The sequence below is a fragment of the Sphingomonas sp. CFBP 13714 genome (genome assembly GCF_014842205.1).
Taxonomy (GTDB): domain Bacteria; phylum Pseudomonadota; class Alphaproteobacteria; order Sphingomonadales; family Sphingomonadaceae; genus Sphingomonas; species Sphingomonas aerolata.
The window spans coordinates 53,718-78,771 of sequence record NZ_JACYVG010000004.1 but is presented as its reverse complement, the minus strand read 5'-3'; the positions used below and the strand labels follow the sequence as shown (position 1 = coordinate 78,771).

Annotated in this window: 26 protein-coding genes; 13 read left to right on the top strand and 13 right to left on the bottom strand. The window is 66.3% G+C overall.

Features of this window, described 5'->3' with window-relative positions:
* Positions 1-21 precede the first annotated feature (21 nt).
* Positions 22-1,755 (top strand): SLC13 family permease, encoded by a 1,734-nt coding sequence (locus tag IFT54_RS10575; protein ID WP_244648839.1) that lies wholly within the window; start codon positions 22-24, stop codon positions 1,753-1,755.
* 34 nt (positions 1,756-1,789) lie between these two features.
* Here IFT54_RS10575 and IFT54_RS10570 read toward each other — a convergent pair whose 3' ends face one another.
* Positions 1,790-3,214: an aldehyde dehydrogenase family protein gene (locus tag IFT54_RS10570; RefSeq protein WP_192070798.1), complete on the bottom strand. Its 1,425-nt coding sequence runs from the start codon at positions 3,212-3,214 to the stop codon at positions 1,790-1,792.
* Positions 3,215-3,318: 104 nt separating this feature from the next.
* On the opposite strand from IFT54_RS10570, the gene IFT54_RS10565 reads away from it, so the two are divergent.
* Entirely contained in the window at positions 3,319-4,284 is a 966-nt protein-coding gene (locus IFT54_RS10565; protein WP_192070609.1) for a quinone oxidoreductase family protein, read from the top strand.
* A gap of 257 nt (positions 4,285-4,541) precedes the next feature.
* On the opposite strand, the gene glnA is transcribed toward IFT54_RS10565, so the two are convergent.
* From glnA to aroQ, 6 genes are all read right to left on the bottom strand, one after another.
* Positions 4,542-5,954 (bottom strand): type I glutamate--ammonia ligase, encoded by a 1,413-nt coding sequence (gene glnA, locus IFT54_RS10560; protein WP_031394506.1) that lies wholly within the window; start codon positions 5,952-5,954, stop codon positions 4,542-4,544.
* Between the two features lie 120 nt (positions 5,955-6,074).
* Positions 6,075-6,413 carry a P-II family nitrogen regulator gene (locus tag IFT54_RS10555; protein ID WP_031394505.1) on the bottom strand — a complete coding sequence of 113 codons (339 nt, stop codon included), beginning with the start codon at positions 6,411-6,413 and terminating at the stop codon, positions 6,075-6,077.
* Between the two features lie 156 nt (positions 6,414-6,569).
* Positions 6,570-6,905 carry an arsenate reductase family protein gene (locus tag IFT54_RS10550; protein ID WP_192070608.1) on the bottom strand — a complete coding sequence of 112 codons (336 nt, stop codon included), beginning with the start codon at positions 6,903-6,905 and terminating at the stop codon, positions 6,570-6,572.
* Between the two features lie 101 nt (positions 6,906-7,006).
* Positions 7,007-8,359, bottom strand: a complete 1,353-nt coding sequence (accC, locus tag IFT54_RS10545; RefSeq protein WP_192070607.1) for an acetyl-CoA carboxylase biotin carboxylase subunit — start codon at positions 8,357-8,359, stop codon at positions 7,007-7,009.
* Positions 8,359-8,847, bottom strand: a complete 489-nt coding sequence (gene accB, locus IFT54_RS10540) for an acetyl-CoA carboxylase biotin carboxyl carrier protein (protein ID WP_107929902.1) — start codon at positions 8,845-8,847, stop codon at positions 8,359-8,361. The genes accC and accB overlap by 1 nt, the downstream gene beginning before the upstream one ends.
* Before the next feature lie 14 nt (positions 8,848-8,861).
* On the bottom strand, positions 8,862-9,320 hold the full coding sequence (gene aroQ / locus IFT54_RS10535; RefSeq protein WP_037527679.1) for a type II 3-dehydroquinate dehydratase: 459 nt from the start codon (positions 9,318-9,320) through the stop codon (positions 8,862-8,864).
* Positions 9,321-9,462: 142 nt separating this feature from the next.
* On the opposite strand from aroQ, the gene thiS reads away from it, so the two are divergent.
* The 4 genes from thiS to IFT54_RS10515 all read left to right on the top strand — a co-directional run bounded on the left by thiS (position 9,463) and on the right by IFT54_RS10515 (position 11,833).
* Positions 9,463-10,470: a sulfur carrier protein ThiS gene (thiS, locus tag IFT54_RS10530; RefSeq protein ID WP_082451236.1), complete on the top strand. Its 1,008-nt coding sequence runs from the start codon at positions 9,463-9,465 to the stop codon at positions 10,468-10,470.
* A gap of 105 nt (positions 10,471-10,575) precedes the next feature.
* Positions 10,576-10,758, top strand: coding sequence for a CsbD family protein (locus tag IFT54_RS10525; RefSeq protein WP_031394577.1), 183 nt, complete (start codon positions 10,576-10,578; stop codon positions 10,756-10,758).
* A 141-nt stretch (positions 10,759-10,899) separates the two neighbouring features.
* A complete protein-coding gene (locus IFT54_RS10520; RefSeq protein ID WP_056406138.1) occupies positions 10,900-11,562 on the top strand; it encodes an HAD-IA family hydrolase in 663 nt (220 codons plus the stop codon).
* Positions 11,563-11,677: 115 nt separating this feature from the next.
* On the top strand, positions 11,678-11,833 hold the full coding sequence (locus IFT54_RS10515; RefSeq protein ID WP_192070606.1) for a hypothetical protein: 156 nt from the start codon (positions 11,678-11,680) through the stop codon (positions 11,831-11,833).
* Positions 11,834-11,864: 31 nt separating this feature from the next.
* On the opposite strand, the gene IFT54_RS10510 is transcribed toward IFT54_RS10515, so the two are convergent.
* Positions 11,865-12,935 (bottom strand): PA0069 family radical SAM protein, encoded by a 1,071-nt coding sequence (locus IFT54_RS10510; protein WP_192070605.1) that lies wholly within the window; start codon positions 12,933-12,935, stop codon positions 11,865-11,867.
* An 82-nt stretch (positions 12,936-13,017) separates the two neighbouring features.
* Positions 13,018-13,740: an outer membrane protein gene (locus IFT54_RS10505; protein ID WP_192070604.1), complete on the bottom strand. Its 723-nt coding sequence runs from the start codon at positions 13,738-13,740 to the stop codon at positions 13,018-13,020.
* Between the two features lie 153 nt (positions 13,741-13,893).
* On the opposite strand from IFT54_RS10505, the gene IFT54_RS10500 reads away from it, so the two are divergent.
* Positions 13,894-14,076 carry a hypothetical protein gene (locus IFT54_RS10500; protein ID WP_031394581.1) on the top strand — a complete coding sequence of 61 codons (183 nt, stop codon included), beginning with the start codon at positions 13,894-13,896 and terminating at the stop codon, positions 14,074-14,076.
* 9 nt (positions 14,077-14,085) lie between these two features.
* Here IFT54_RS10500 and IFT54_RS10495 read toward each other — a convergent pair whose 3' ends face one another.
* From IFT54_RS10495 to IFT54_RS10480, 4 genes are all read right to left on the bottom strand, one after another.
* Entirely contained in the window at positions 14,086-14,370 is a 285-nt protein-coding gene (locus IFT54_RS10495; RefSeq protein WP_192070603.1) for a hypothetical protein, read from the bottom strand.
* Between the two features lie 222 nt (positions 14,371-14,592).
* Entirely contained in the window at positions 14,593-15,120 is a 528-nt protein-coding gene (gene moaB, locus IFT54_RS10490) for a molybdenum cofactor biosynthesis protein B (protein ID WP_031394583.1), read from the bottom strand.
* A gap of 6 nt (positions 15,121-15,126) precedes the next feature.
* Positions 15,127-16,998 carry a lytic transglycosylase domain-containing protein gene (locus tag IFT54_RS10485; protein WP_192070602.1) on the bottom strand — a complete coding sequence of 624 codons (1,872 nt, stop codon included), beginning with the start codon at positions 16,996-16,998 and terminating at the stop codon, positions 15,127-15,129.
* On the bottom strand, positions 16,995-17,762 hold the full coding sequence (locus IFT54_RS10480) for a uracil-DNA glycosylase (RefSeq protein ID WP_192070601.1): 768 nt from the start codon (positions 17,760-17,762) through the stop codon (positions 16,995-16,997). The genes IFT54_RS10485 and IFT54_RS10480 overlap by 4 nt, the downstream gene beginning before the upstream one ends.
* A 150-nt stretch (positions 17,763-17,912) precedes the next feature.
* Here IFT54_RS10480 and IFT54_RS10475 point away from each other — a divergent pair, with 150 nt between their 5' ends.
* The 6 genes from IFT54_RS10475 (at position 17,913) to IFT54_RS10450 (ending at position 25,017) form a co-directional block, all read left to right on the top strand.
* Positions 17,913-19,574, top strand: a complete 1,662-nt coding sequence (locus IFT54_RS10475) for an electron transfer flavoprotein-ubiquinone oxidoreductase (RefSeq protein WP_192070797.1) — start codon at positions 17,913-17,915, stop codon at positions 19,572-19,574.
* Positions 19,546-21,003, top strand: a complete 1,458-nt coding sequence (locus IFT54_RS10470; RefSeq protein WP_342354804.1) for a tetratricopeptide repeat protein — start codon at positions 19,546-19,548, stop codon at positions 21,001-21,003. Before IFT54_RS10475 ends, IFT54_RS10470 begins: the two co-directional genes overlap by 29 nt.
* A 20-nt stretch (positions 21,004-21,023) precedes the next feature.
* Positions 21,024-21,881 carry a 4-(cytidine 5'-diphospho)-2-C-methyl-D-erythritol kinase gene (locus IFT54_RS10465; RefSeq protein ID WP_192070600.1) on the top strand — a complete coding sequence of 286 codons (858 nt, stop codon included), beginning with the start codon at positions 21,024-21,026 and terminating at the stop codon, positions 21,879-21,881.
* 313 nt (positions 21,882-22,194) lie between these two features.
* Positions 22,195-23,268, top strand: coding sequence for a recombinase RecA (gene recA, locus IFT54_RS10460; RefSeq protein ID WP_031396669.1), 1,074 nt, complete (start codon positions 22,195-22,197; stop codon positions 23,266-23,268).
* A gap of 259 nt (positions 23,269-23,527) precedes the next feature.
* Positions 23,528-24,385: a class I SAM-dependent methyltransferase gene (locus IFT54_RS10455; protein ID WP_192070599.1), complete on the top strand. Its 858-nt coding sequence runs from the start codon at positions 23,528-23,530 to the stop codon at positions 24,383-24,385.
* The gene (locus IFT54_RS10450; RefSeq protein ID WP_192070598.1) at positions 24,382-25,017 is read left to right on the top strand and encodes a glutathione S-transferase family protein; all 636 of its coding nucleotides are present in this window, start codon (positions 24,382-24,384) and stop codon (positions 25,015-25,017) included. Before IFT54_RS10455 ends, IFT54_RS10450 begins: the two co-directional genes overlap by 4 nt.
* Positions 25,018-25,054 lie beyond the last annotated feature (37 nt).

Here is a 25,054-nt window from a genome sequence, read left to right as displayed (position 1 = left end):
TCGATCGCCACGCTCATCGGCATGATGATGCTCTTCATCTGGGGACGGTTTCGCTATGACGTCACCGCCATCCTGGCGTTGCTCGCGAGCATCGCGCTGGGAATCGTCAGTCCCAAGGACGCCTTCAAGGGCTTTTCCGACGACATCGTCATCATCGTCGGTTCGGCGCTCGTCATCTCGGCGGCGGTTCAGCGCTCGGGGGTGATCGAACTGGCGCTGGCGAAGCTTGCAAAGCGGGTCACGCGGGTGCGGTCGCAGCTTGTCGTGCTGACGGCGTCGGTGGGGTTCTCGTCCGCGCTGGTCAAGAATATCGGCGCGCTGGCGATGCTGATGCCTGCGGCGTTCCAGATGGCGAAGAAGAACAACACCTCGCCATCGGTGTTCCTGATGCCGATGGCGACCGCGTCGCTGCTAGGCGGTCTCATCACCCTCGTTGGTACCTCGCCCAACATCATCGTCAGCCGCGTCCGCGAGCAGATGACCGGGCAGCCGTTCGGGATGTTCGATTATACCCCGGTCGGGCTCGGGCTGACGGTGATGGGGCTGATCTATCTGCGCTTCGCCTATCGCCTCCTGCCGCGCGACCGGCGGGCTGCGCCAACGATGGGCGAGGCGCTCGATATCAAGGGGTATATCACCGAAGCCGCGATCCCCGAGACGTCCCCCGCGGTCGACGAGTCGGTCGAGGATTTTCTCGCACGGCACGACGGCGAGGTGTCGATCACCCGGATCCTGCGTGCGGGCATGCGCAGCGCGCCGAACGAGCATACGCACCTGAGGGCTGGCGACGTACTCATCCTCGGCGGCGAACCCGATGCGCTCGAACGCGTGATCGCGCGCGACCGGCTGAAGCTCGAAGGCGAGGACCGCGAAAAGGCGGATCAGGCGGACGACGATGAAGTCGGTGTGATCGAGGCGGTCGTCAATGTCGGTTCGCCGCTGGCGGGCCGGACCGCGGCGCGGCTCGCGCTGCAGGCGCGGTTCGGGGTCAATCTGATCGCGATCTCGCGACAGGGCGAGCATCTGTCGCGCAGGCTGGCGAATATCGAGCTACGCGCGGGCGACGTGCTGGTGCTGCAGGGGCCGCTCGAACAGCTGCCCGGCAAGTTGCGCGACCTGGGCTGCCTGCCGCTGGCACAGCGCGAGATGCGACTCGGCGTGTCGAAGCGTAGCTGGCTGCCGATCGGTATCCTCGGCGTCGCGATGGGGGCAACGGCGATGGGGTTCGTGCCCGTGGCGGTGGCCTTCTTCGCGGCGGCGGGTCTGATCATGGCGACCGGCGTGCTGCCGGTGCGCGAGGCCTATGACCATGTCGAATGGCCGATCCTGATCATGCTCGGCGCGTTGATTCCGGTCAGCGACTCGCTTCGCACCACCGGCGCGTCGGATGTCATCGCGACCTGGCTGTCCGCGACGGCATCGACGCTGCCGCCCTGGGGCGCGGTCGCGCTGATCCTGGCGGCAGCGATGGCGGTGACGCCGTTCCTGAACAATGCCGCGACCGTTCTGGTGATGGCGCCGATCGCGGCGACGTTTGCGGGCGATCTGGGCTATCGGCCCGAGGCGTTTCTGATGGCGACCGCGGTCGGGGCTGGGTGCGACTTCCTCACGCCGATCGGCCATCAGTGCAACACGCTGGTGATGGGGCCGGGAGGCTACAAATTCAGCGATTACGCCCGGCTCGGCGCACCCTTGTCGCTGCTGGTGCTGCTGGTCGGCACGCCGCTGATCGTCGCGGTCTGGCCGATGCACTGAGCCCCCTCCCGCGGGGGAGGGGGCGTCGGCGGCATCAGCCAGGCAGGCCGACCACGGTCTTCACTTCCATGAAGTCGGTCAGCCCGTAGCGGCCATTCTCGCGGCCATTGCCCGATTGCTTGTAGCCGCCGAACGGCGCGCCGATGTCGGGGCTCCACGAATTGATCGTGACCAGCCCAGCGCGCAGCTTCGGCGCCACTTTCGCTGCGGCGGCCGGGTCGCCAGAGATCGTTGCAGACAGGCCGTATTCGGTCGCGTTAGCGATGCGGATGCCCTCCTCCTGGTCGGCATAGGCGGTGATCGTCGCGACCGGGCCGAACGTCTCCTCCTGCGCGATCCGCATGTCGGGGCGGACATCGGTGAACAAGGTCGGCTGGATGTAATAGCCCGCGTTGCGCCCGTCGGGACGCCCCACGCCGCCCGTGACCAGCGTCGCACCCTCGTCGATCGCCGACTGGATCAGCCCCTGGATCTTGTCGAACTGCGCCTTGTTGACGACGGGGCCGATATGCTGGCCCATTTCGGCAGGGTCGCCCACTTTGGTCTGCTCCATCATCGACTTCACGATCGCGGTGGCTTCGGCGACCTGGCTGGCATGGACCAGCAGCCGGGTCGGCGCGATGCAGCTTTGCCCCGAATTGGCGAGCACGCCCGCCACCGTCGGCGGCAGCACTTTGGCAAGGTCCGCGCCTTCAAGTACGAGGTTGGCCGCCTTGCCGCCAAGTTCCTGATGGACGCGCTTGACCGTCGGAGCGGCGGCCTGCGCGACCGCGATGCCCGCGCGGGTCGAGCCGGTGAAGCTGACCATGTCGACGTCGCGGTGGCTCGACAGCGCCACGCCGACGCCGGGGCCATCGCCGTTGACGAGGTTGAACACTCCCGCCGGGACGCCCGCGGCATCCATGATCTCGGCGAGGATGATTGCGCAGGAGGGCGCCTCCTCGGACGGCTTCAGGATCATCGTGTCGCCCGCCGCCAGCGCTGGCGCGACCTTGGCGCAGATCTGGTTGAGCGGCCAGTTCCAGGGCGTGATCATCGCGACGACGCCGAGCGGTTCGTGCACGACGGTCGCCTTGCCGATGACTTCGGAGAATTCGAACGCCGCCAGCGCCTTGGCGGTCGCGGAGAAATGCGCGAGGCCGGTCGGCGCCTGTGCCATCGATGCGAGCGCCATCGGCGCGCCCATCTCCTGCGACATCGCCTTGGCCAGATCGGGCATGCGCGCCTTGTACTCGGTCATGATCCGGCCGAGCACGTCGAGCCGCTCCTGAACGCTCGTCTGGCTCCAGCTTTCGAACGCGGCGCGGGCGGCGGCGACCGCCTTGTCGACATCGGCCGCGGTGCCGAGCGTGATCTCGGTACAGGGCTGTTCGGTCGAGGGATCGATGACCTGGTGGATCCGGCCGCCGTCGCTGTCGACCCAGGCGCCGTCGATATACTGCTTCAGATAGCTCTTCATCATGCCTCTCCGCATCGTGTTTTGCAGAGGAATGGGCGTCGGGCGGATCGGTTGCAACCCGCAACGCGGAGCCTAGTTAGGGTCATGACCAACAGGAGACGGGCATGGCACGCGTAGCGACAATCAGGACGACCGGTGGCCCCGAGGTGATCCAGTGGGACGACGTCGACCTGCCCGCGCCGGGCAAGGGCGAGGTGTGGATGCGCAACACCGCGGTCGGGCTGAACTATATCGACACCTATCACCGCAGCGGTGTCTATCCGGTAGCATTGCCCTCCGGGCTCGGCAGCGAGGCGGTCGGCGTGGTGATGGCGGTGGGCGAGGGGGTCACGGGCTTTGCCCCGGGCGACCGCGTCGGCACCTTCGGCCCGACCCGCGGGGCCTACGCCACCGAGCGCAACGTGCCCGCGGGCGAGCTCTTCCACCTGCCCGACACGCTCGACGACCGCACCGCCGCGGCGATCCTGCTGAAGGGCTGTACCGCGGAGTTCCTGATCGAACGCTGCGCGCGCGTCGAGGCCGGGCAGACGGTGCTCGTCCATGCCGCCGCGGGCGGGGTCGGGCATATCCTGGTCGGCTGGCTGAAGGCGATCGGCGCGACCGTGATCGCCAGCGTCGGCAGCGAGGCAAAGGCCGAGCGGACGCGCAAGGCGGGGGCCGATCACGTCATTCTCCACCGGTCCGAGGACATCGCGGCGCGGGTGCGCGAGATCACCGGCGGGAAGGGCGTGCCCGTGGTGCTCGACGGCGTTGGCGGCGCGACATGGCAGGCGTCACTCGACAGTGCGGCGAAGCGGGGTCTTATCGTCAGCTTCGGCAATGCAGGCGGCGTGGTCGATGGCGTCAATCTCGGCGTACTGGCCGCCAAGGGGTCGCTGTTCGTGACGCGCCCGACGCTGTTTCATTATGCCGAGCACCGGCAGGCGATGGTCGATCGGGTGTTCGCGATGCTCGAGCAGGGCGCGTTCAAGCCGGAGATCGGCCAGACCTTTGCGCTGGAAGACGCGGCGGATGCGCACCGGGCGCTCGAGGCAGGAGAGACGTTCGGGAGCAGCGTGCTGCTGGCCTGAGCGCGCTGAAGTCATGGTCTCCCGCGAAGGCGGGAGCCCAGACTGTGTCCCCGCCTTCGCGGGGACACATGGGCATAGAGCAGAACGCAATTTGATCATCCCGTGCAGGGCAGAAATCGCGGGATGCTCAAACGAAGAAAGGGCGCCCGGATTGCTCCGGGCGCCCTTTTTACCGTCAGCGCCGTGGCGAAGCCACGTCGTCAGTCGTCGCCATAGGCGACGCCGGCCGACAGCGGCTAAGCTGCCGGCACGGCGGATTAGCCGCTGTAGTACATGTCATACTCGACCGGGCTCGGCGTCATTTCCCAACGCGCGACTTCGGCACGCTTGATCTCGACATAGCTCTCGATCTGATCCTTCGAGAAGACGTCGCCCTTCAGCAGGAAGTCGTGATCCGCGAGCAGGCAGTCGAGCGCCTCGCGGAGAGACCCCGCGACGGTCGGAACCTGGGCGAGTTCTGCGGGCGGCAGGTCGTACAGGTTCTTGTCCATCGCTTCGCCCGGATGGATCTTGTTCAGGATGCCGTCCATGCCCGCCATCATCAGCGCCGCATAAGCGAGATACGGGTTGGCCAGCGCGTCAGGGAAGCGCACTTCGACGCGCTTCGCCTTGGGGCCGGTGCCGTAGGGAATGCGGCACGATGCCGAGCGGTTGCGCGCCGAATAGGCGAGCAGCACAGGCGCTTCGTAGCCGGGGACGAGGCGCTTGTAGCTGTTGGTCGTCGGGTTGGTGAACGCGTTGACCGCCTTGGCATGCTTGATGATGCCGCCGATGAAATACAGGCACATGTCGCTGAGGCCCGCATAGCCGTTGCCCGCGAACAGCGGGGTCTTGCCATCCCAGATCGAGAAGTGCGTGTGCATCCCCGAACCGTTATCTTCCTTGATCGGCTTGGGCATGAACGTCGCTGTCTTGCCGTATGCGTGCGCGACCTGGTGGACGACGTACTTGTAGATCTGCATGCGATCCGCGGTCTGCGTCAGCGTGCCGAAGGTCAGGCCCAGCTCATGCTGTGCGGCCGCGACTTCGTGGTGATGCTTGTCGCAGGGCAGGCCCATCTCGATCATCGTCGAGACCATCTCGCCGCGGATGTCGACGGCGCTGTCGACCGGCGCGACCGGGAAATAGCCGCCCTTGGCGCGCGGCCGGTGGCCAAGATTGCCGCCCTCATATTCGCGGCCCGAATTGCCCGGCAGCTCGATGTCGTCGATCTTGTAATAGCTGGTCGAATAGCTGTTCTCGAACCGGACGTCGTCGAACATGAAGAATTCGGCCTCGGGGCCGACATAGACGGTGTCGCCGACGCCGGTCGTCAGCAGATACGCCTCGGCGCGCTTGGCGGTCGAGCGCGGATCGCGGGCGTAGAGCTCGCCGGTCGACGGATCAGCGATGTCGCAGATCAGGATCATCATCGGCGTCGCCGAGAACGGATCGACATAGACCGCGTCGAGATCGGGCTTGAGCGTCATGTCGCTCTCGTTGATCGCCTTCCAGCCCTCGATCGACGAGCCGTCGAACATCAGGCCGTCGGTCAGCTCGTCTTCGCCGATCAGGCTGGCGACCATCGTCAGATGCTGCCACTTTCCCTTGGGATCGGTGAAGCGCAGATCGACCCACTCGATCTCCTGGTCCTTGATCATCTTCAGGACGTCGTTGGCCGAATTTGCCATGATGCTAAGCCCTCTTTGCTCGATAGGTCGGCAGATATGCCGGAAATGATAGTGCGGCGCAGCGCGCTAATTCCACAGATTGTTGCGCCGCGTCAAATGAAGTCGGTGTCAGTAAGGCCGTTAAATCGCGTCGTCGTCGCGCTCGCCGGTACGGATACGCAGCGCGCTTTCGACCGGGATCACGAAGATCTTGCCGTCGCCGATCCGGCCGGTCTGCGCGGCCGCGGCGATCGCCTCGACGACGCGTTGTGCCAGACCATCCGCGACGACGACCTCGAGTTTCACCTTGGGCAGGAAGTCGACGACATATTCGGCGCCACGATACAGCTCGGTATGGCCCTTCTGCCGGCCAAAGCCCTTGGCCTCGGTCACGGTGATGCCGCTTACGCCGATCTCGTGCAGCGCTTCCTTCACCTCATCAAGCTTGAACGGCTTGATGATGGCTTCGATCTTTTTCACAGGTACGCCCCCGATTGTCGTTGAAACCAACGCCCTACAGGGCGCCTTGCACCAAACGTGCCAGTTGTCGCCACTTCGGGCAACGACCGATTCACCCGTAAACCCTGCTCGAAAATACAGCATCCGGAAGGGATGTGCACGATGCGGGGGCAGTGATCACAGAATTTCGTGCAGCCGCGCGATGGGTCGTCCGAGGCGGACGCCTTTGTCGGTCTCGACCAGCGGGCGCTCGATCAGCAGCGGATCGATCATCATCGCGTCGAGGATCGCCTCGGCGTCGCCATGCTTGACCGCCTTCGCGCCGTCTTCTGCCATGCGCAGACCTTGGCGCGGCGTCATGCCTGCGCGCTCGTAGAGACGGACGAGTTCGGCGCGCGACGGGGGAGTCTTCAGATATTCGACGATCGTGACGTCCGCGCCGGCCTCTTGCAGCAGCGCGAGCGCGTCGCGCGACTTGGAGCATTTCGGGTTGTGGTAGATCGTCGCCTTCACGAATGCTCCGTCGTCATTGGACTAGCCTCGGCCAGACCATGTGTCCCGCCCGGTTCTTGTTCTCCCGCCTTCGCGGGAGAACATTCTAAGTGGCAGGAGTGTTACGCCCCTTGCTTGGCGAGCCACTCTTCCAGCCACTTGATCGTGTACGCGCCTTCCTGGAATTCAGGATCGTCGAGCAGTGCACGGTGCAGGGGAATCGTCGTCGTGACGCCCTCGATCACCATCTCCTCGAGCGCACGCCGCAACCGCCGTAGCGCGCCCTGACGCGTCGCGCCGTAGACGATCAGCTTGGCGACCATCGAGTCGTAATAAGGCGGCACGCGGTAGCCGGCATAGAGCCCGCTATCGACGCGGACATGCATCCCGCCCGGCGCATGATAGAGCTTCACCAGCCCCGGCGACGGCGCGAAGGTACGGGGATCCTCGGCATTGATGCGGCATTCGATCGCATGGCCGCGGAACTGCACGTCTTCCTGGCGCAGCGTCAGCGGATGCCCCTCGGCGATACGGATCTGTTCGCGCACGAGATCGAGGCCGGTGATCATCTCGGTCACCGGATGCTCGACCTGGAGCCGGGTGTTCATCTCGATGAAGTAGAACTCACCCGCTTCCCACAGGAACTCGATCGTCCCCGCGCCGCGATAGCCCATGTCGGCCATCGCCTTGGCGACGATGCCGCCCATCCGCTCACGCTCTTCCGCGGTGATGATCGGCGAGGGGGCTTCCTCGAGCACCTTCTGGTGGCGGCGCTGGAGCGAGCAGTCGCGCTCGCCGAGATGGATCGCGTTGCCCTCGCCGTCACCGAAGATCTGGAATTCGATATGCCGCGGATTGCCGAGGTATTTTTCCATGTAGACGGTGGCGTCGCCGAACGCGGCCTTCGCCTCGCTGCCGGCCTGCAGCATCTGCGTCTCGAGATCTTCGGCGTCGGTGACGACCTTCATCCCGCGACCGCCGCCGCCGGATGCCGCCTTGATGATCACCGGATAGCCGATCTCGTCGGCGATCCGCTTGGCCTCGGCGATGTCGCTGATCGCGCCGTCCGAACCGGGGACGAGCGGCAGCCCGAGCGCGCCTGCGGTGCGCTTGGCCTGGACCTTGTCGCCCATCGTGCGGATGTGCTCGGGCTTCGGGCCGACGAACAGGATGTTGTGCAGCTCGACGATCTCGGCGAACTGCGCATTCTCGCTGAGAAAGCCGTAGCCCGGGTGGATCGCATCCGCGCCGCTGATCTCGGCGGCGGAGATGATGTTGGGGATGTTCAGATAGCTGTCGGTCGCCGACGGCGGTCCGATGCAGATCGCCTCGTCCGCGAGCCGCACGTGCATCGCGTCGGCGTCGGCGGTCGAATGGACCGCCACCGTCTTGATGCCCATCTCATGGCAGGCACGATGGATCCGCAGCGCGATCTCGCCGCGGTTCGCAATGAGCAGCTTCTTGATTTGCTTCATTATTCGACCACGACCAGCGGCTGGTCAAATTCGACCGGCTGGCCGTTCTCGACGAGGATCGCGGTGACGGTGCCGGCCGAGGGCGCGACGATCGTGTTCATCACCTTCATCGCCTCGATGATCAGCAGCGTGTCGCCCGCATTGACCTTCTGGCCGACGGTCGAGAACGGCTTCGCCTCGGGGTTGGCAGCGAGATAGACCGTGCCGACCATCGGCGACTTGACCGCGCTCGCGCTGATCGCCGGGGCGGACGCGCCGACCTCGGCCTGCGGGATCGCCAGCGGTGCGGAGACGGGTGGTGCCGCAGGGGCGGGGGCATAGTGCGCGACGGGCGCGGCCTGCGCCGCCTTGCGTGCGACGCGGATGCGGCGCGAGCCGTCCTCGACTTCGATCTCGGTCAGCTGCGTGGTGTCGAGCAGTTCGGCGAGCTGGCGCACCAGGGTCACATCGACCTGCATTGCGCCTGTTGTTTCTGGTGTATCGGTCATGGCGGGGCCTCCTGTCAGAACCGTGCGACGGCTTCAAGCGCGAGCAGATACGAAAGCGCGCCGAAACCCGCGATCGTGCCCTTCGCCGCCTGTCCGACCAGGCTGATGTGCCTGAACGATTCGCGGGCGTGGGGATTGGAAAGATGGACTTCGATCACCGGCGTCTTCACGCCCTTGATCGCGTCATGGACCGCGACCGAAGTATGCGTGAATGCGCCGGCATTGAGGATGACGGCCTTCGCGCCGCGCGCCTGCGCCTCCTGGATCCAGTCGACGAGGTGCCCTTCGTGATTCGACTGGCGCATGTCGATCGTCAGGTCGAGTTCGCGCGCGCGATCCTCAAGCTGGCCGGCGATGTCGTCGAGCGTCTCGTCGCCGTAAATCTCCGGCTCGCGCGTCCCCAGCAGGTTGAGGTTGGGGCCGTTCAGGACGAAGATTGTCGCAGGGACGGTGGCAGGGACTGTCGCGGGCAAAGGCTGCTCCTGGTTGCAGGGGCGGCAAACCACCCTCTATATGCACCCCCCTTACCCGTTCGTGTCGAGCGAAGTCGAGACATGAGACCGGCAGCGGACGGGTGGTTTCCCGACTTCGGTCGAAACGAACGGAAAACTCTGCATGCCCCACTCCGACGGCACCGTCTCGATCACCGTGAACGGCGAGCACAAGCGTGTTTCCACCGGCCTCAGCCTTGCGGGGCTCGCGACCGAGCTGGGCCTCATCCCCGAAAAGATCGCGGTCGAACGCAATATGGAGGTGGTGCCGCGTTCGACGCTGGCGGACGTGATGGTCGAGGATGGCGACGACCTCGAGATCGTGCACTTCGTCGGCGGCGGTGATCATGCCGCGGCGATCGACACCGACAGCTGGACGGTTGCCGGCCGCACCTTCCGCTCGCGGCTGATCGTCGGCACCGGCAAGTACAAGGATTTCGCGCAGAACGCCGCCGCGGTCGAGGCGTCGGGGGCGGAGATCGTCACCGTCGCCGTGCGCCGCGTCAACGTGTCCGATCGCAATGCGCCGATGCTGACCGACTTCATCGATCCGAAGAAGATCACCTACCTGCCCAACACCGCGGGCTGTTTCGACGCCGAATCGGCGATCCGGACGCTGCGGCTGGCACGCGAGGCGGGCGGCTGGGAGCTGGTGAAGCTCGAGGTGCTGGGCGAGGCGAAGACGCTTTATCCCGACATGGTCGAAACGCTGCGCGCGACCGAGATCCTGGCGAACGAGGGCTTCAAGCCGATGGTCTATTGCGTCGATGATCCGATCGCTACCAAGCGGCTTGAGAATGCGGGCGCGGTCGCGATCATGCCGCTGGGCGCGCCGATCGGCTCGGGTCTGGGTATCCAGAACCGCGTGACGATCCGGCTGATCGTCGAGGGGGCAGGGGTGCCCGTGCTTGTCGATGCGGGCGTCGGCACGGCATCGGATGCGGCGGTGGCGATGGAACTCGGTTGCGACGGCGTGCTGATGAACACCGCGATCGCCGAGGCGAAGGATCCGCTGATGATGGCGGCGGCGATGAAATCCGCGGTCGAATCGGGGCGGCTTGCCTATCGCGCGGGGCGGATGGGGCAGCGACGTTATGCCGATCCCTCGAGCCCGCTTGCCGGCCTGATCTGACACCATGACGCAAACGTCACGGAACCCTCGATAAAGACGGCCGTTATAGTCTCACAAGTTCAGAGCGGTACGATTGGCGTATCGCACAACATAGTGGAGGCTTTCATGGGCGAATTCACCGATAAGGTCGCAGCCGCAGGCAACAAGGTCGCAGGCAACGTCAAGGAAGCCGTAGGCAAGGCAACCGATAACGATCGTATGGTCGCAGAAGGCGAAGCACAGCAGGCCAAGGGTACTGCGCAGAACGTCAAGGGCAGCGTCAAGGGCGCGCTCGGCGACGACATCTAAGCTTAGGCTTGATGACAGAAATATGGCCGCTTCGGGAAACCGGAGCGGCCTTTTCTTTGGCGTCGCCGTCGCGCGCTGCGCGGGACCTGGTAATGGTGTTGCCGCCGACCAGGACAGCTAAATGATTAAGCGAGATACTCCATGACCCTGCCGACCCGCAGCTACGCCGCCTTCCTGTTCGACATGGACGGAACGATCCTGACGTCGATCGCATCTGCCGAGCGGACCTGGACGGCATGGGCGATTGCGCACGGCCTGGATGTCGCGACCTTCCTGCCGACGATTCACGGCGTCCAGTCGGTCGAGACGGTTCGGCGACTGGGTCTGCCTGGCGTCGACCCGGTCGTCGAAGCGGCTGCGATCACCGCCGCCGAGATGGAGGATGTCGGGGACATTACCCCGATCCGTGGTGCGGCTGATTTCCTCGCGACACTGCCGGCCGGGCGCTGGACGATCGTGACCTCGGCACCGCGCGCGCTGGCCGAGCGGCGTCTTGCCGCCGCGGGTCTGGCGATCCCGGCGCAGTTCATCGCGGCCGAGGACGTCGCAAACGGCAAGCCCGCGCCCGACTGTTTCCTGCTGGCCGCCGAGCGTCTGGGTGTACCGGCATCCGACTGTCTTGTCTTCGAGGATGCACCGGCAGGTATTGCGGCAGCCGATGCCGCGGGATCCGATGTCGTCGTCATCACGGCAACGCATGGCCGCGACCACCGCGTGGACGCAGCGCGGCATGCGATCGTGGATTATGACGGTGTTGAGCTTACGGCCGAGGGTCCTGGTCGCTGGCGGCTTGGCCGCGAATAAGGGCTGGATCATGACATCGTCGATCCGGCCGCATGACGGGTAACTATCCGAGATTGATCTGTTTTCGACGCATTATGGATATACACTGGTAATGAGTTGAGCGCAGGATCGGCGGATGGAATTTCCGGTGCGACCCGCCAAGCTCGAACGCTTCATGGACGACCAGGCCGTACTCGCGCGCATCGCACCGAACCCCGCGGTCGCGCAGATGCACCGCGACCTCGAACGATTTTATCGCGAGCAGCTGGATCAGGCGCTGCGCCTGATCTGATCCAAGAGGCCGCAACCAGCCGGGGCCTGGATCAGAATAATTCGCCCTGCGGGCCCTGTGGTGCGCGGAACAGGTCGCAGCGTAATCCGACCCGTTCCGCGTTCAGTCCGTGCTTGCGCACGGCAATGTCGAACCTCGTCTTCGACAGATCCGCCCAGGGGCCTTGCCCCTTCATCCGGCTGCCGAAGCCCGGATCATTGTCGCGTCCGCCGCGGATCGACTGGATCGTCGCCATGACCTTGCCGGCGCGATCGGGAAAATGCGCGTCCAGCCACGCACGGAACAGCGGCGCGACTTCCCAGGGCAGGCGGACCGGGATGAAGAACGCAAAACGCGCACCGGCCTGCGCGGCGCGCGCGATCAGATGTTCGATCTCGTGATCGGTAATCGCGGGGATCACCGGCGCGATCGAGACATAGACCGGCACGCCCGCCGCCGCGAGCGCGCTGACCGCCGCAAGCCGTCGCTCGGGATGCGGCGCGCGGGGTTCGAGCGTTGCCGCAATCTTAGGATCGAGCGAGGTGATCGACATCGCGACCGCGGCCAGACCCTTTGCCGCCATCGGGGCGAGCAGATCGAGATCGCGGATGACGCGATCCGACTTGGTCGTGATCGTCAGCGGGTGGTTGGTCTCGGCCAGCACCTCGATGATGCCGCGTGTGATCCGCCAGTCGGCTTCGATCGGCTGATAGGGATCGGTGTTGGTTCCCAGCGCCATCGGCCGCGCGCTGTACCCCGGTTTCGCCAGTTCGGCCCGGAGCAGCGCGGCGGCGTCGGGCTTAGCGAAGAGCCGGCTTTCGAAATCGAGCCCGGGCGACAGATCGTGAAACGCGTGGCTCGGCCTGGCAAAGCAGTAGATGCAGCCATGCTCGCAGCCGCGATAGGGATTGATCGAGCGGTCGAAGGGGATGTCGGGCGACGCATTGCGACTGATGATCGTCCTGGCCCGCTCGACCGTGACGGTCGTCCGCAGCCGGGGTGCGGCGCCGTCGATTGCATCGCGCGCATCAAGCCAGTCGCCGTCCGCCTCGGTTTGCGGCAGGTTGAAGCGCGTGCTTTCGCCGTTCAGCGTCGCGCCGCGTACCGGGCGGGGTCTGGTCATCCCCGATCCTAGCATCGGGCGAGGAACGAATAAAGAACAAACGGGCGGCGTCCCCGACGCCGCCCGGTGTCGTCATGCGCGTTCAGAACCTGACGCCGAACCCCGCGATCGCCTGGTGGCGGCTGAAATCGAGGCTGGTCTTGGTCGTGCCGTCGTTCACCTCATAGCCGTTATAATCGGTGTAGACGTACTCGAGCTTGCCATAGAAGCGCGATGAGAACGCGGTCTGGATACCGGCACCCGCGTGGAAGCCGCTGAGCGAGTCGGACCCCGCGACGTTGTTTTCCTCAACCGTCGCGTTGCGGTTGCTCAGGCGCAACCGGCCACTCGAAAAGCCGCCCTTCACATAGAGAAGCGTGGTCGGGGACAGGAGATAGCCGCCGCGGGCGCCGACGGTGATGTTGCGGTTGGCGGCGATGCAGGTGCGATCGCCCACGCTCACGATGTCGTTCTCGCACTCCTTCGCGCTCGACCCTTCGAGGCCGGCATAGACGCCAAGCACCGCGCTGACATTGACCTGCGCGTCATAGCCGACCTCGCCGCCATAGGTGACGCCGCTCTTGCCGACGCGGACGCTTGCCGAGTCGTCCGCCGTGTCGACGTTCAGCTCGGAAATGACGCGTTCATAGCCGATCCGGGGTTCGACCCGCAGGCCCGACACCTGGCTCGCCGGATTGCCGCGCGAATCGCGGTCGAATCGATCATAGGCGCGACCGTCATAGGTCCGGCCGTCGGACGACTGCGCCACGACCGGCGTGGCGGCCGTCCCGGCTGCGACGAGCGCGAGCAGGTAGATGTTACGCATATTGATACTTCCCCCTTGCCGCCCGTCGTCGTCGACGGGCCGGTACCTGGCTGGTATCGCGCGGGAATGCTGACAGGACGTTAACCGGAAGCGCGGCAGGCCGGGTAAGGCGCCGCGGATGGTCGCGGGGCGGTTTTGCGCGTAGAACGGGGCATGGCAGAGAATCTGACGACGGTGGAGCGGGCCTTCGAACTTGCGCGGTCCGGCGAGTGCGATTCGGTCAACGGTCTGCGCCAGCGACTACGCCGCGAGGGGTATGACGCGGTGCATCTCCACCTCCACGGCGCGGCGATCAACAAACAGCTCGTCGATCTGATCCACGCCGCGAGAGGCTGAACGTCACGATCATTTCTGGGCGAGGATCAACTCCTTCGGCATGTCGAGGCCCGACGCGGCCCAGGCGGATGCGGTGCGGCAGGTGATCCGGTCGATGCGGGTGCCGGTGACTGCGGGTTCGGTCAGGCAATATTTGCGCGACTTCGCATCATATTTCAGCGTCGTCATCTGGGCCTGTGTCGCGCTTCCCCGCGGTGCGGCGTTCGCGATCGTCGGGCTGACGGTCGTGGCGATGGCGATCGTGATGAGGGTGACGGTGCGGCCGAGCGTACGCGTGGTTGGCAGAGCGGGCATGATGGTGTGTCCTTCCAGAAGATGAGGTCGAGCCGCCCGGGGGCAGCGTGAAGACCAATGCATCTGGCGTGCCAGTTGACTACTACACTAAGACACTTCGCTTCGGTGCTCTAAAACCTCGTCTTTTTTGTTCGCAGCGGCGATCAGCGCGATCCACGCCCAGCGGAAATCGCGCCATCAGTTGGGAATCGATGCCGAAACATGGCCCGTCGACGTGCGCGGTCAGCGCTCGAGCAGGCGCGGCATCAGTTCGACGAAATTGCAGGGCCGGTGACGGCTGTCGAGCTGGTCCCGCAGGATCCCGTCCCACCCGTCCTTCACAGCGCCGGTCGAACCCGGCAGCGCGAAGATATAGGTGCCGTGCGCGACACAGGCGCAGGCCCGCGACTGCACCGTCGACGTGCCGATCGTCTTGTAGCTGAGCATCCGGAACAGCTCGCCGAACCCGGGGATCATCTTTTCGGCGACGCGCTCGACCGCCTCGGGCGTCACGTCGCGGCCGGTGACGCCGGTGCCGCCCGTGGTGATGACGCAGTCGACTTCCGGATCATCGATCCAGGCGTGGAGGCGGGCGACGATCGTCTCGACGTCATCCTTCTCGATCCGGCGGTCGGCGAGCACATGCCCTGCCTCTGCCAGCCGCGCGACGAGCGTATCGCCCGAGCGATCCTCGGCCAGCCCGCGCGTGTCGGACACCGTCAGCACGGCGATCCGGACCGGCAGGAAGGTCCGGCTCTCGTCGATTGGCATAAAAGATCAGTCCGCGCGTGTGACGGTGGAGGATTGCGCGCCAACGCTCGCATTGACCGCGATCATCGGCTGATGCGCGGTGAGGCTCGCGCTCGCGCGCGCATTCGGCCGGGCGTTCATGCGGATCGCGGTCGCGCCGGGCAGGCCGGGGAAACGCGGCCACATGCCCTGCGCCAGTGCGTTGCGGCTGGTCGAGGCCTTCCGCCCACCCTGCGCCTCGTACATCCAGTAGTTGCGCAGCACGGTGGTGACGTAGCCGCGCGTCTCCCAATAGGGAATGCTCTCGATATACAGCAGCGGATCGCCATTATCGTGGACGATCGCGTTCCAGTCGCCAACCGGGCGCGGGCCCGCATTATAGGCTGCGATCACCTTGGGCAGCAGCCCGCCGGTAACGCCTGCCATGTCGCGCAGCCGTTCGAGATGCCGCTGGCCGATGTCCATATTGGTCGACGGCTTGGTCAGCGCCTTGAGGTCGATCGACGTGCCGCGTTCGCGCGCAAAGTCGGTCGCCGCTGCTGGCATGATCTGCATCAGACCATAAGCGCCCGCGGGGCTGCGCACCGTGTTGCGGAAGCGGGACTCCTCGAGCGTGTGCGCATAGACCAGCGCCTTGTCGATGTGCCAGCCGCTGTCGGGCGTCCAGTTCGGCGTCGGATAGCGCGCCTCGGCCGCGGTGGTGATCCCTTGCGGACAGTTGTGGGCGAGCCAGACGGTCGTCGCGGGCAGGCTGAGCGCCTCTGCGACCCGGACGAGATTGCGGAATTCGCGGGGATCGCCGATCTTCGCCTGCTGGCGGATGACGGTATCGGCCAGTTCGGTCTCGCCGACCTCGACGAGCGCAGCTGCGACGCGGACATTGGGGCGCTTCTCGACGACCTTCCAGTCGCGCGCGATCACGCCGCCGGGACCGCTGCCGCCGACCCGCGCGGGATCGGCCATCGCGAGCTGCTGTCGTGCGAGCTGTCCGTAGAAGCTTTCGCCGAACTGCGCCGCGGCCTTCAGTCGGCCCTGGATCTTGTCGGGACGGGCACACACCATGTCGGCGCGCGATGCCCAGTAGAGCGCCGCCGCGCGCAGGTCGACATCGCCCGCGCGTGCCGCGACGCCTTCGAACCCCGTGCCGGCGTTGGCACAGTCATTCTGCCGCCACGCAGCCAGCGCGCCGACCCAGCGGGCCTGGACCGCCCATTCGCCGACACCGTCCTGGCCCTTGGCGGCCATCACGCGCGCATTGGCGTCGTCACCCTGGAGGAAATAGATCCAGGCGATCTTCTGCTGCCATTCGGTCAGCGTCTCGGGCGTGAGACCGGGCGTGCTGTCGAGCAGCGACTGTGCCTCGCGGCCCATGTCCGCCTTGACGTAAGGCTGCATCTTCAGCGCGAGGTCGGCGGCGATCATATCGCCTTTGAGGCTCTTCGCGCGCACCCGACGCGGCGCGCCGTCCTGCCAGATCAAACGCTGCGCGACGGGCAGGGGAGGCAGATCGACCGCGCCGCGGACCGTGGCGAGGCGTGCAATCTGTTCCGCCTCGGGGAGTTCGGGTGCCTCGTTCAGCAAAGCGACGAGCGGTGCCATCTCGATCCTTGGCGAGCCCTTGGCGACGTACATCTCGGCGCGCGCGATCGCATGGAGCGGGCCGGGCTTCATGGTATCGAGCTGGATCTGCGCATCGGTCCATTTGCCGTCGCGGATCGCGCCGAAGACCGCGCGATAGGCGTCACGCTGCGCCGGATCGAGCTGATCGGGAATCTGTTCGGCGGTCGGTGCACCGGCAACGAGTCGGGCATCGCCCGTACCGCTGTCGGCGATCGGTGCCGCCAGAGCGGGCAGCGGCAATGCCGCACAACCGAGCAGGATTGCGAGCGTGCGGGTCATGCCCGCGTCTCCTGAGACATCTGGCCCCCCATCAACATCTGCAAATCCTTCCAGGCTTCTGCCTTGGCCGCCGGCTTCTCGATCAGAAAGCGCGGGTGAAAGCTGGCGACCACGCCTGCTTCTCCGACCTTATGGCTAATTCCATGTAAACGTCCCCGCGCCGCCTGCAATTCCATCCCGAGGATGGCACGGCTCGCCGCATTGCCGAGCAGAAGCAACCGCTTGGGCGCAACAAGTTCGATGTGATGCTTGGCGATCTCCGCCAGCCGGTCCTCGACCTCGCGCTGGATGCGACCCGCGGTCGGGCGCTTGGCGCAGACCGCGGCGACATGGACCTCCGACCGGGTCAGCCCGATCGCGGCGAGCATGCGGTCGAGCAGGCGACCCGATGCGCCACTCAGCAGCTGTCCGGCGCCGCCATTGTCCGTGCCGTCGTCGCGATCGGGGCAGTCGGCAAGCACCATGACCGTAGCGTCAGCGGGCCCCTCGGCCGCCAGCGAAATGCCGTTCCACTCCGCCTCGGGCACATCCGCGCCGGTCCGCCAGGCCAGGAATTCGGTCAGCGACAGCGGCATCGTGGCGACCGCCACCGGCGGTGCGACGGACACGCCGGCGGGCGCCGGCGGCGCGATAACCAGCGGTTCGGGTGCCGCGAACCAGTCGCGCGGGGCGTCGTCGACGAGCATGTCGACACCGGCATCGTGCCACCAGTCGAGCACGCTGACCGCGGCGTTGCGCCAGTCGATGGTCTGATCCGCCCCCATATGTCTCCTATGCTGCGTGGTTGACGTGGCGGTCAACTCGCGCAATCGCCTAAATAGACGGGACACGGACAAGACGGTGCCGGCCCGAGCCCGAACGAACGGGAGGGGCGGGAAGCCGGGCAGACAGGGACCATCCCCCGGGAGACGATGATGACGACACGTGAATCGATGCCCTACGACGTAGTGATCGTCGGCGCAGGTCCGGCGGGGCTTTCGGCAGCGATCCGGCTGAAACAGCTGGCGGCCGAGAAGGACGCGGACATCTCGGTCTGCGTGCTCGAAAAGGGATCCGAGGTCGGCGCGCACATCCTGTCGGGCGCGGTCATCGATCCCAAGAGCCTCGACGAGCTGCTGCCCGACTGGCGCGAGGATGGCTGTCCGCTGGCAGAAGTGCCGGTGACGGAGAATCATCACTGGATTCTCAGCAAGACGAACAAGAGCGAGATGCCGCACTTCGTCACGCCGTCGTTCATGCACAACAAGGGCACCTATACCGGCAGCCTCGGCAATCTGTGCCGCTGGATGGCGGGCAAGGCGGAGGAGCTCGGCGTCGAGATATTCCCCGGCTTCGCGGCCGCCGAGATCCTGTTCAATGACGACGGATCGGTGAAGGGCGTCGCGACCGGCGACATGGGCGTCGCGCGCGACGGCACGCACAAGGGCGATTATACTCCGGGGCTCGAACTCCACGCCAAATACACCTTCTTTTCCGAAGGCTGCCGCGGTCACCTGACCAAGCAGCTGATCGCCAAGTTCGATCTCGCCAAGGACAGCGACCCGCAGGTCTACGGCCTTGGCATCAAGGAGTTGTGGGACATCGATCCCGCGCTCCATTCGCCCGGCCGCGTCATCCATACGCAGGGCTGGCCGCTCAGCGAAACCGACGGGTCGAATGGCGGCGGCTGGATCTATCACCAGGCCAATGGCCAGGTCTCGATCGGTTTCGTCACCTGGCTGAACTACACCAATCCGCATCTGTCGCCATTCCACGAGATGCAGCGCTGGAAGACGCATCCCGAGATCGCGGCGCTGCTGAAGGGCGCCAAGCGGGTCAGCTATGGCGCGCGCGCGATCAGCGACGGCGGGCTGCAGTCGATTCCGAAGCTCGTGATGCCGGGTGCCGCACTGATCGGCGACAGCGCCGGCTTCCTCAACGTGCCGCGGATCAAGGGCACGCACACCGCGATGAAGTCGGGCATGATGGCGGCCGAGGCTGCGGTCGAGGCGATCGTATCGCAGCGCGGGCATGACGAACTCGCCGCCTATCCGGAGGCGTTCGAGCGCAGCTGGGTGAAGAAGGAGCTGTCGGTCGTCCGCAACGTCGTGCCGCTGGTCAAGAAGTTCGGCGACATGCTCGGGTCGGGGCTTGCCGGCATCACGATGTGGCTGGAACATTGGGGTCTGAAGGTGCCGTTCACGATGCACCATCATCCCGATCACGAAAGCCTGTGGCGCAAGGATCTGGTCAAGCCGATCGTCTATCCCAAGGCGGACGGCGTGCTGACGTTCGACCGGCTGTCGTCGGTGTTCATCTCGAACACCAATCACGAGGAGGACCAGCCGGTCCACCTGACGCTGAAGGACCCGGCGGTGCCGATCGCCTACAACCTGCCGATGTACGACGAGCCCGCGCAACGCTATTGCCCCGCTGGCGTTTACGAGGTGGTGGGCGAAGAGACGGGCGATCCGAAGTTCGTGATCAACGCGCAGAACTGCGTCCACTGCAAGACCTGCGACATCAAGGACCCGACGCAGAACATCAACTGGGTCGTGCCCGAGGGCGGTGGAGGCCCCAACTATCCCAACATGTAAGTCTGTCCTGCTGGCGATCGGCCTGCTGACCGCCCCGACGGCGGCGCTGGCCGACACCGGCGGTCTCTCTGCCTATCTCAAGGCGCGCGCCGCGGATGCGGACGGCCGGGTGACGATTGCCGCGGACCAGTATGCCCTGGCACTGGCGGCGGCGCCCGACGATCCGGTTATCGCGATCCGCGCCTACCGCGAAGCGATCGAGGCGGGCGACATGCCGCTCGTCGCGCGCGCGGCGGGGGTGCTGGCGAAAGCCGGGGTTGCGCCCGCGGACGCTGCACTGTTCCCGCTCGCCGCCGCCGCGCGCAAGGGCGACACAAGGGCGACCCGTGCGGCGATCGCCACGCTCGGCAAGGGCCCGCTGGTGGTGCTCGCACCATCGCTGAACGCGTGGGTGGCGCGTGCCGAGCATCGTGATCCGGGCGCGGCGCTGGCGACCGCGGGCGAGGATCCGGTCGCGCGCCGCTTCGCTGCCGAGACGCGTAAGCGCATCGCTGCCGCCCCCGCGCGCCAGCCACTCGGCCTTGCCGTCGCACAGACACTCGCGGGTCTGGCAGGAGACCTCGTCGCAGGGGCGCCGTCGCCGCTGGCAATCGCGCTCGCCCAGGCTGCGGTGGAGGCCGATCCCGATTATGCGCCCGCGCGGATCGTCCTTGCCGACGCGCTTGCGCATAGCGACCGGGTCGACCGCGCGCTGGCGGTGCTCGACAGGGTCGGTGGCACGTCGCCGTCCGCAGAGGCGGCGATCGCCAAGCGTCTCGAAATCCTGTCGGTTGCCGGCCGTGACGAGGCGGCGCTGGCCATCGCGAGGACGCGCGCCGAGCGGCAGGAGGCGATCGCCGGCGACTGGCAGCGTTACGCCGACCTGTTGCTGACGACCGGCGATGCGGCGGCGGCGGCGCAGTGGTATGGCCGGGTTCTGGCGGCGGACCGCAGCGCGCTGGCGGCCGCGCGCGGAAGCTGGGGGGCGTGGCTGCAATATGGCGGGGCGCTCGATCAGGCGGGGCGCTGGCCCGAGGCGCGCATCGCGCTCCGCAAGGCGGTTGCCCTCGCCCCGACGCAACCGCTCGCGCTCAATTATCTGGGATTCGCGCAGATCGAGCATGGCGACGACATCGCGGGCTCGATCCGCCTGCTCGAGCGAGCGAGCCGGCTCGATCCCGCCAACCCGTCCGTCACCGACTCGCTCGGCTGGGCCTATCACCGCGCCGGTGATACGCGGCGCGCGCTGCCGTTGCTCGAGCGTGCCGCGCAGGCGGAGCCGACCAATGCCGAAATCGGCGATCATCTCGGTGATGCCTATTGGAGCATGGGCCGACGCTACGAGGCGCGCTATGCATGGCAGGCCGCGATCGTCACCGGCGATGCCGAAGAGCGCGCGCGCATCGCCGCGAAGATCGACACCGGCCTGCCGATCGCTGCGCGCCGTTGACCCCTGATCCCGAGACCCCGATGCCGACGACGACCGAAACCGCACCAGCCAAGATCAATCTCGCGCTGCATGTGCGTCACCGCCGCGCGGACGGCTATCACGAGCTTGAAACGCTGTTTGCCTTTGCCGAGCATGGCGACGTCGTCACGATGCGCACGGCGGACGTGGACAGCTTTGCCATCATCGGGCCGTTCGCCGCGGCATTGCGCCCGGCGGCGGGGGGCACCGACGGCGCGCCATGGGACGGCAACCTCGTGACGGCCGCGGCGGACGCGTTCGTCGCGACGTTCGGGATCGCCGCGCATCACGCGATCACGCTCGACAAGCGGCTGCCGATCGCATCGGGGATCGGTGGCGGATCCGCCGATGCCGCAGCGACGCTGCGCGCGCTGGCGCGGTTGCACGGCGTCGCGGTGCAGGATCCGGCTCTCCAGGACATTGCCGCTCGACTGGGTGCGGACGTGCCTGCGTGCCTCGTCAACCGGACGACGTTCGGGACCGGGCGCGGCGACACGCTCGTCGCGGTCGACGGGCTGGCGGGAACGCCGTTGCTGTGCGTCAATCCGGGCGTAACGGTGTCGACCGCGGCGGTATTCGGCGCGTGGGACGGGATCGACCGCGGGCCGCTCGGCGCGGGGCCGCTGCTCGAACGCGCGATCGCCGGGCGAAACGACCTCGAGGCGCCGGCCTGGGCGATCGCGCCGGCGATTGCCCGGGTCCGCGCGCTCCTCGACGCGGCGCCGGGCGTGCTGCTCTCGCGCATGTCGGGATCGGGGGCGACCTGCTTTGCGCTGTTCGACAGCATCGCGGCCCGCGATTCCGCGGCGACGGATGCCGCTGCGCGGGGCTGGTGGACGCTGGCGTGCGCGCTGCGCTGAACGCAGGTCAAATGCCGCGTTGAAACTGTTCGGCTTTGGGACTCCGGACGCTGTAAAATCGATTGCATCGCACCAGTCGGAAGCGTCAAATCGGGATGTCCACTACCGGATCGGCGCCACGGTTTGCCGACCGGCCCAAGGTTTCTCCCAAGACGCCGAAGCGGACCAATGATGGGAGGGCGGTCACCGAAAGGCGGCCGCCCTTTTTCACATTCCCCGATGTTCCGTACTTGTTCCGTGAGAACAAAAGCAATACATGGCGTTTGACGCGTTGAATGGCACGCGCGCTTGCTTTAGCGATGGGAGCTTATCGATGGCCGCTAATCTGAAAGTGATCGACACCGGCATGGCAACAGCAACCAACGACCGGCAAAAGGCGCTCGATGCCGCACTCGCGCAGATCGACCGCGCGTTCGGCAAGGGCTCGGCGATGCGTCTGGGCTCGAAGGAGACGATGCAGGTCGAGGTGATATCGACCGGCTCGCTCGGGCTCGACATTGCGCTCGGCGTCGGCGGCCTGCCGCGCGGCCGCGTGATCGAGATCTACGGTCCGGAAAGCTCGGGCAAGACCACGCTCGCGCTCCACGTCATTGCCGAAGCGCAGAAGAATGGCGGCACCGCCGCGTTCGTCGACGCCGAGCATGCGCTCGACCCGGTCTATGCCAAGAAGCTCGGCGTCAACATCGATGAGCTGATCGTGTCGCAGCCCGACACCGGCGAGCAGGCGCTCGAGATCGTCGACACGCTGGTCCGCTCGAACGCGATCGACGTACTCGTTGTCGATTCGGTCGCTGCACTCGTGCCGCGCGCCGAAATCGAGGGCGAGATGGGTGACAGCCATGTCGGGCTTCAGGCGCGTCTGATGTCGCAGAGCCTCCGCAAGCTGACCGGTTCGATCAGCCGGTCGCGCTGCATGGTGATCTTCATCAACCAGCTGCGCATGAAGATCGGCGTCATGTACGGCAACCCGGAGACGACGACGGGCGGCAACGCGCTGAAGTTCTACGCCTCGGTCCGTCTCGACATTCGCCGCATCGGTGCGGTCAAGGCAGGCGATGAGGTCACCGGCAACCAGACGCGTGTGAAGGTCGTCAAGAACAAGGTCGCACCGCCGTTCAAGCAGGTCGAATTCGACATTATGTACGGGCAGGGCGTCTCAAAGCTTGGCGAGATCCTCGATCTCGGCGTGAAGGCCGGGCTGGTCGAGAAATCGGGTGCGTGGTTCAGCTATGACAGCGTCCGGTTAGGTCAGGGTCGCGAGAATTCGAAGACGTTCCTCAAGGACAATCCCGAGACCGCCGATCGTCTCGAAAAGCAGATCCGGGCGCGCACCGACAAGGTCGCCGAGGAAATGATGGTCGGTCCCGACGCCGAAGACGACGCCTGAGTGAGAGTCGGAGCCCGTATCCTCGCGGCGAAGGGCTCCGCGGCCTGTGACAGGGCGAAGTAGCGTCCAGGGCTGATGGGACGGGCAGGTTTCGTCACGCCTGGTTGAGCTAGTGGGCCGCAGCGGGACGCGTGTTGGGCGATCGTCCGTAAATCCATTGAGCCTTAGCGGGCATACGCTTCACGACTTGCGTCAAACGCGCCACAAGAGCGGATTTTGTGCGCACAGACGGAAGCTCAACCATGCAATATGGCCAATCATGACCAGTGATCGAGACTGGACCGGACGCGTCGGCGACATCTGGGCCACGGAATGGCGCCGTACCGACCGCAGCTTTGAGGGGCTCGCGCCCGTACTGAACGCCGCGATCCTTGCGGCGGCAGGACCGCAGACCCGCAAGATCGTCGATATCGGTTGCGGCGCCGGCGCCACGTCGCTGGCCAGCGCGCAGGCGCTGCCGGACGGGCAGGTGATCGGCATCGACCTCTCCCCGAAACTGATCGCGGTGGCGAACCACCGCGCCGGACGCCTGACCAATGTCGCGTTCCGCTGCGCCGACGTCGCATCCGCGGTCGGTATGCACGCGCCGGTCGACCTTTATGTATCGCGGCACGGGGTCATGTTTTTCGCCGATCCGGTGGCCGCCTTTGCCCAGCTCGCTGAGGCCGCCGCCCCCGGCGCCGCGCTCGTCTTCTCGTGCTTTGCCGAGCGTGCCGCCAATCGCTGGGCGGTGGAAACCATCGCGGGTGTGGATGACGCATCCGGACCGACGGGGGCAATGACCGCGCCGGGGCCCTTTGCCTTTGCCGATCCGGCCTATGTTGCGGAGATGCTGAAGCAGGCCGGGTGGCGCGCGACGACGCCGCAGCGAGTCGACTTCGGCTATCGCGCGGGAGGCGGCGCGGATCCGGTGGCGGACGCGGTCGACTATCTCAGCCGGATCGGCCCCGCGGCGTCGCGGATCCGCGACACGCACGGGGCGGAACGCGAACAGGCGCTGGCGCGTCTGACCAGCGCCTGCGTCGATCGTCTGGCCGGGGATGCGGTCGAATTTCCGGCCGCTGCCTGGATATGGACGGCGCACGCGGCGCGCGACAGCCAAGGGAGCCTGCCATGATCACCGTCCACCATCTCGAAAACTCGCGGTCGCAGCGGATCCTGTGGATGCTCGAGGAACTCGGGTTGTCCTATGAGATCAAGCGCTATGCGCGTGATCCGAAGACGATGCTCGCACCCCCGGAACTGAAGGCGGTCCATCCGCTCGGCAAGTCGCCGGTGATCGAGGACCGCGACGTCGAGGGTGGCCGGGTCGTGGCGGAGACGGGCGCGATCGTCGAGTATCTCGTCGACAAGGCGGACGGTCGGCTCGGGGCCCCCGCCAAGCGCGCGGATGCGCTGCGCTATCGGTTCTGGCTGCATTATGCCGAAGGTTCGATGATGCCGCCGCTGTTGCTCAAGCTGGTGCTCGCGAGGATTCCGGTGATGGGGAAGATCGCGCTGAAGCGCATCCAGCCGATGATCGATGTCCATCTCGATTATGTCGAGGCAGAGCTCGCGCAGCGCCCCTGGTTTGCGGGCGACCAGATGACCGCGGCGGACATCATGATGAGCTTTCCGCTCGAGGCGGCGCGCAGCCGTGCGGGGCTCGACGAATCGCGCCCCGCGACGATCGCCTGGCTCGGCAAGGTCCACGCGCGCCCGGCCTATCAGGCGGGGCTACAGAAGGGCGGCCCCTATGCCTATGCCTGACCCGGGCGCACGCCACGAGGCGGGCGGGGCGACCGCC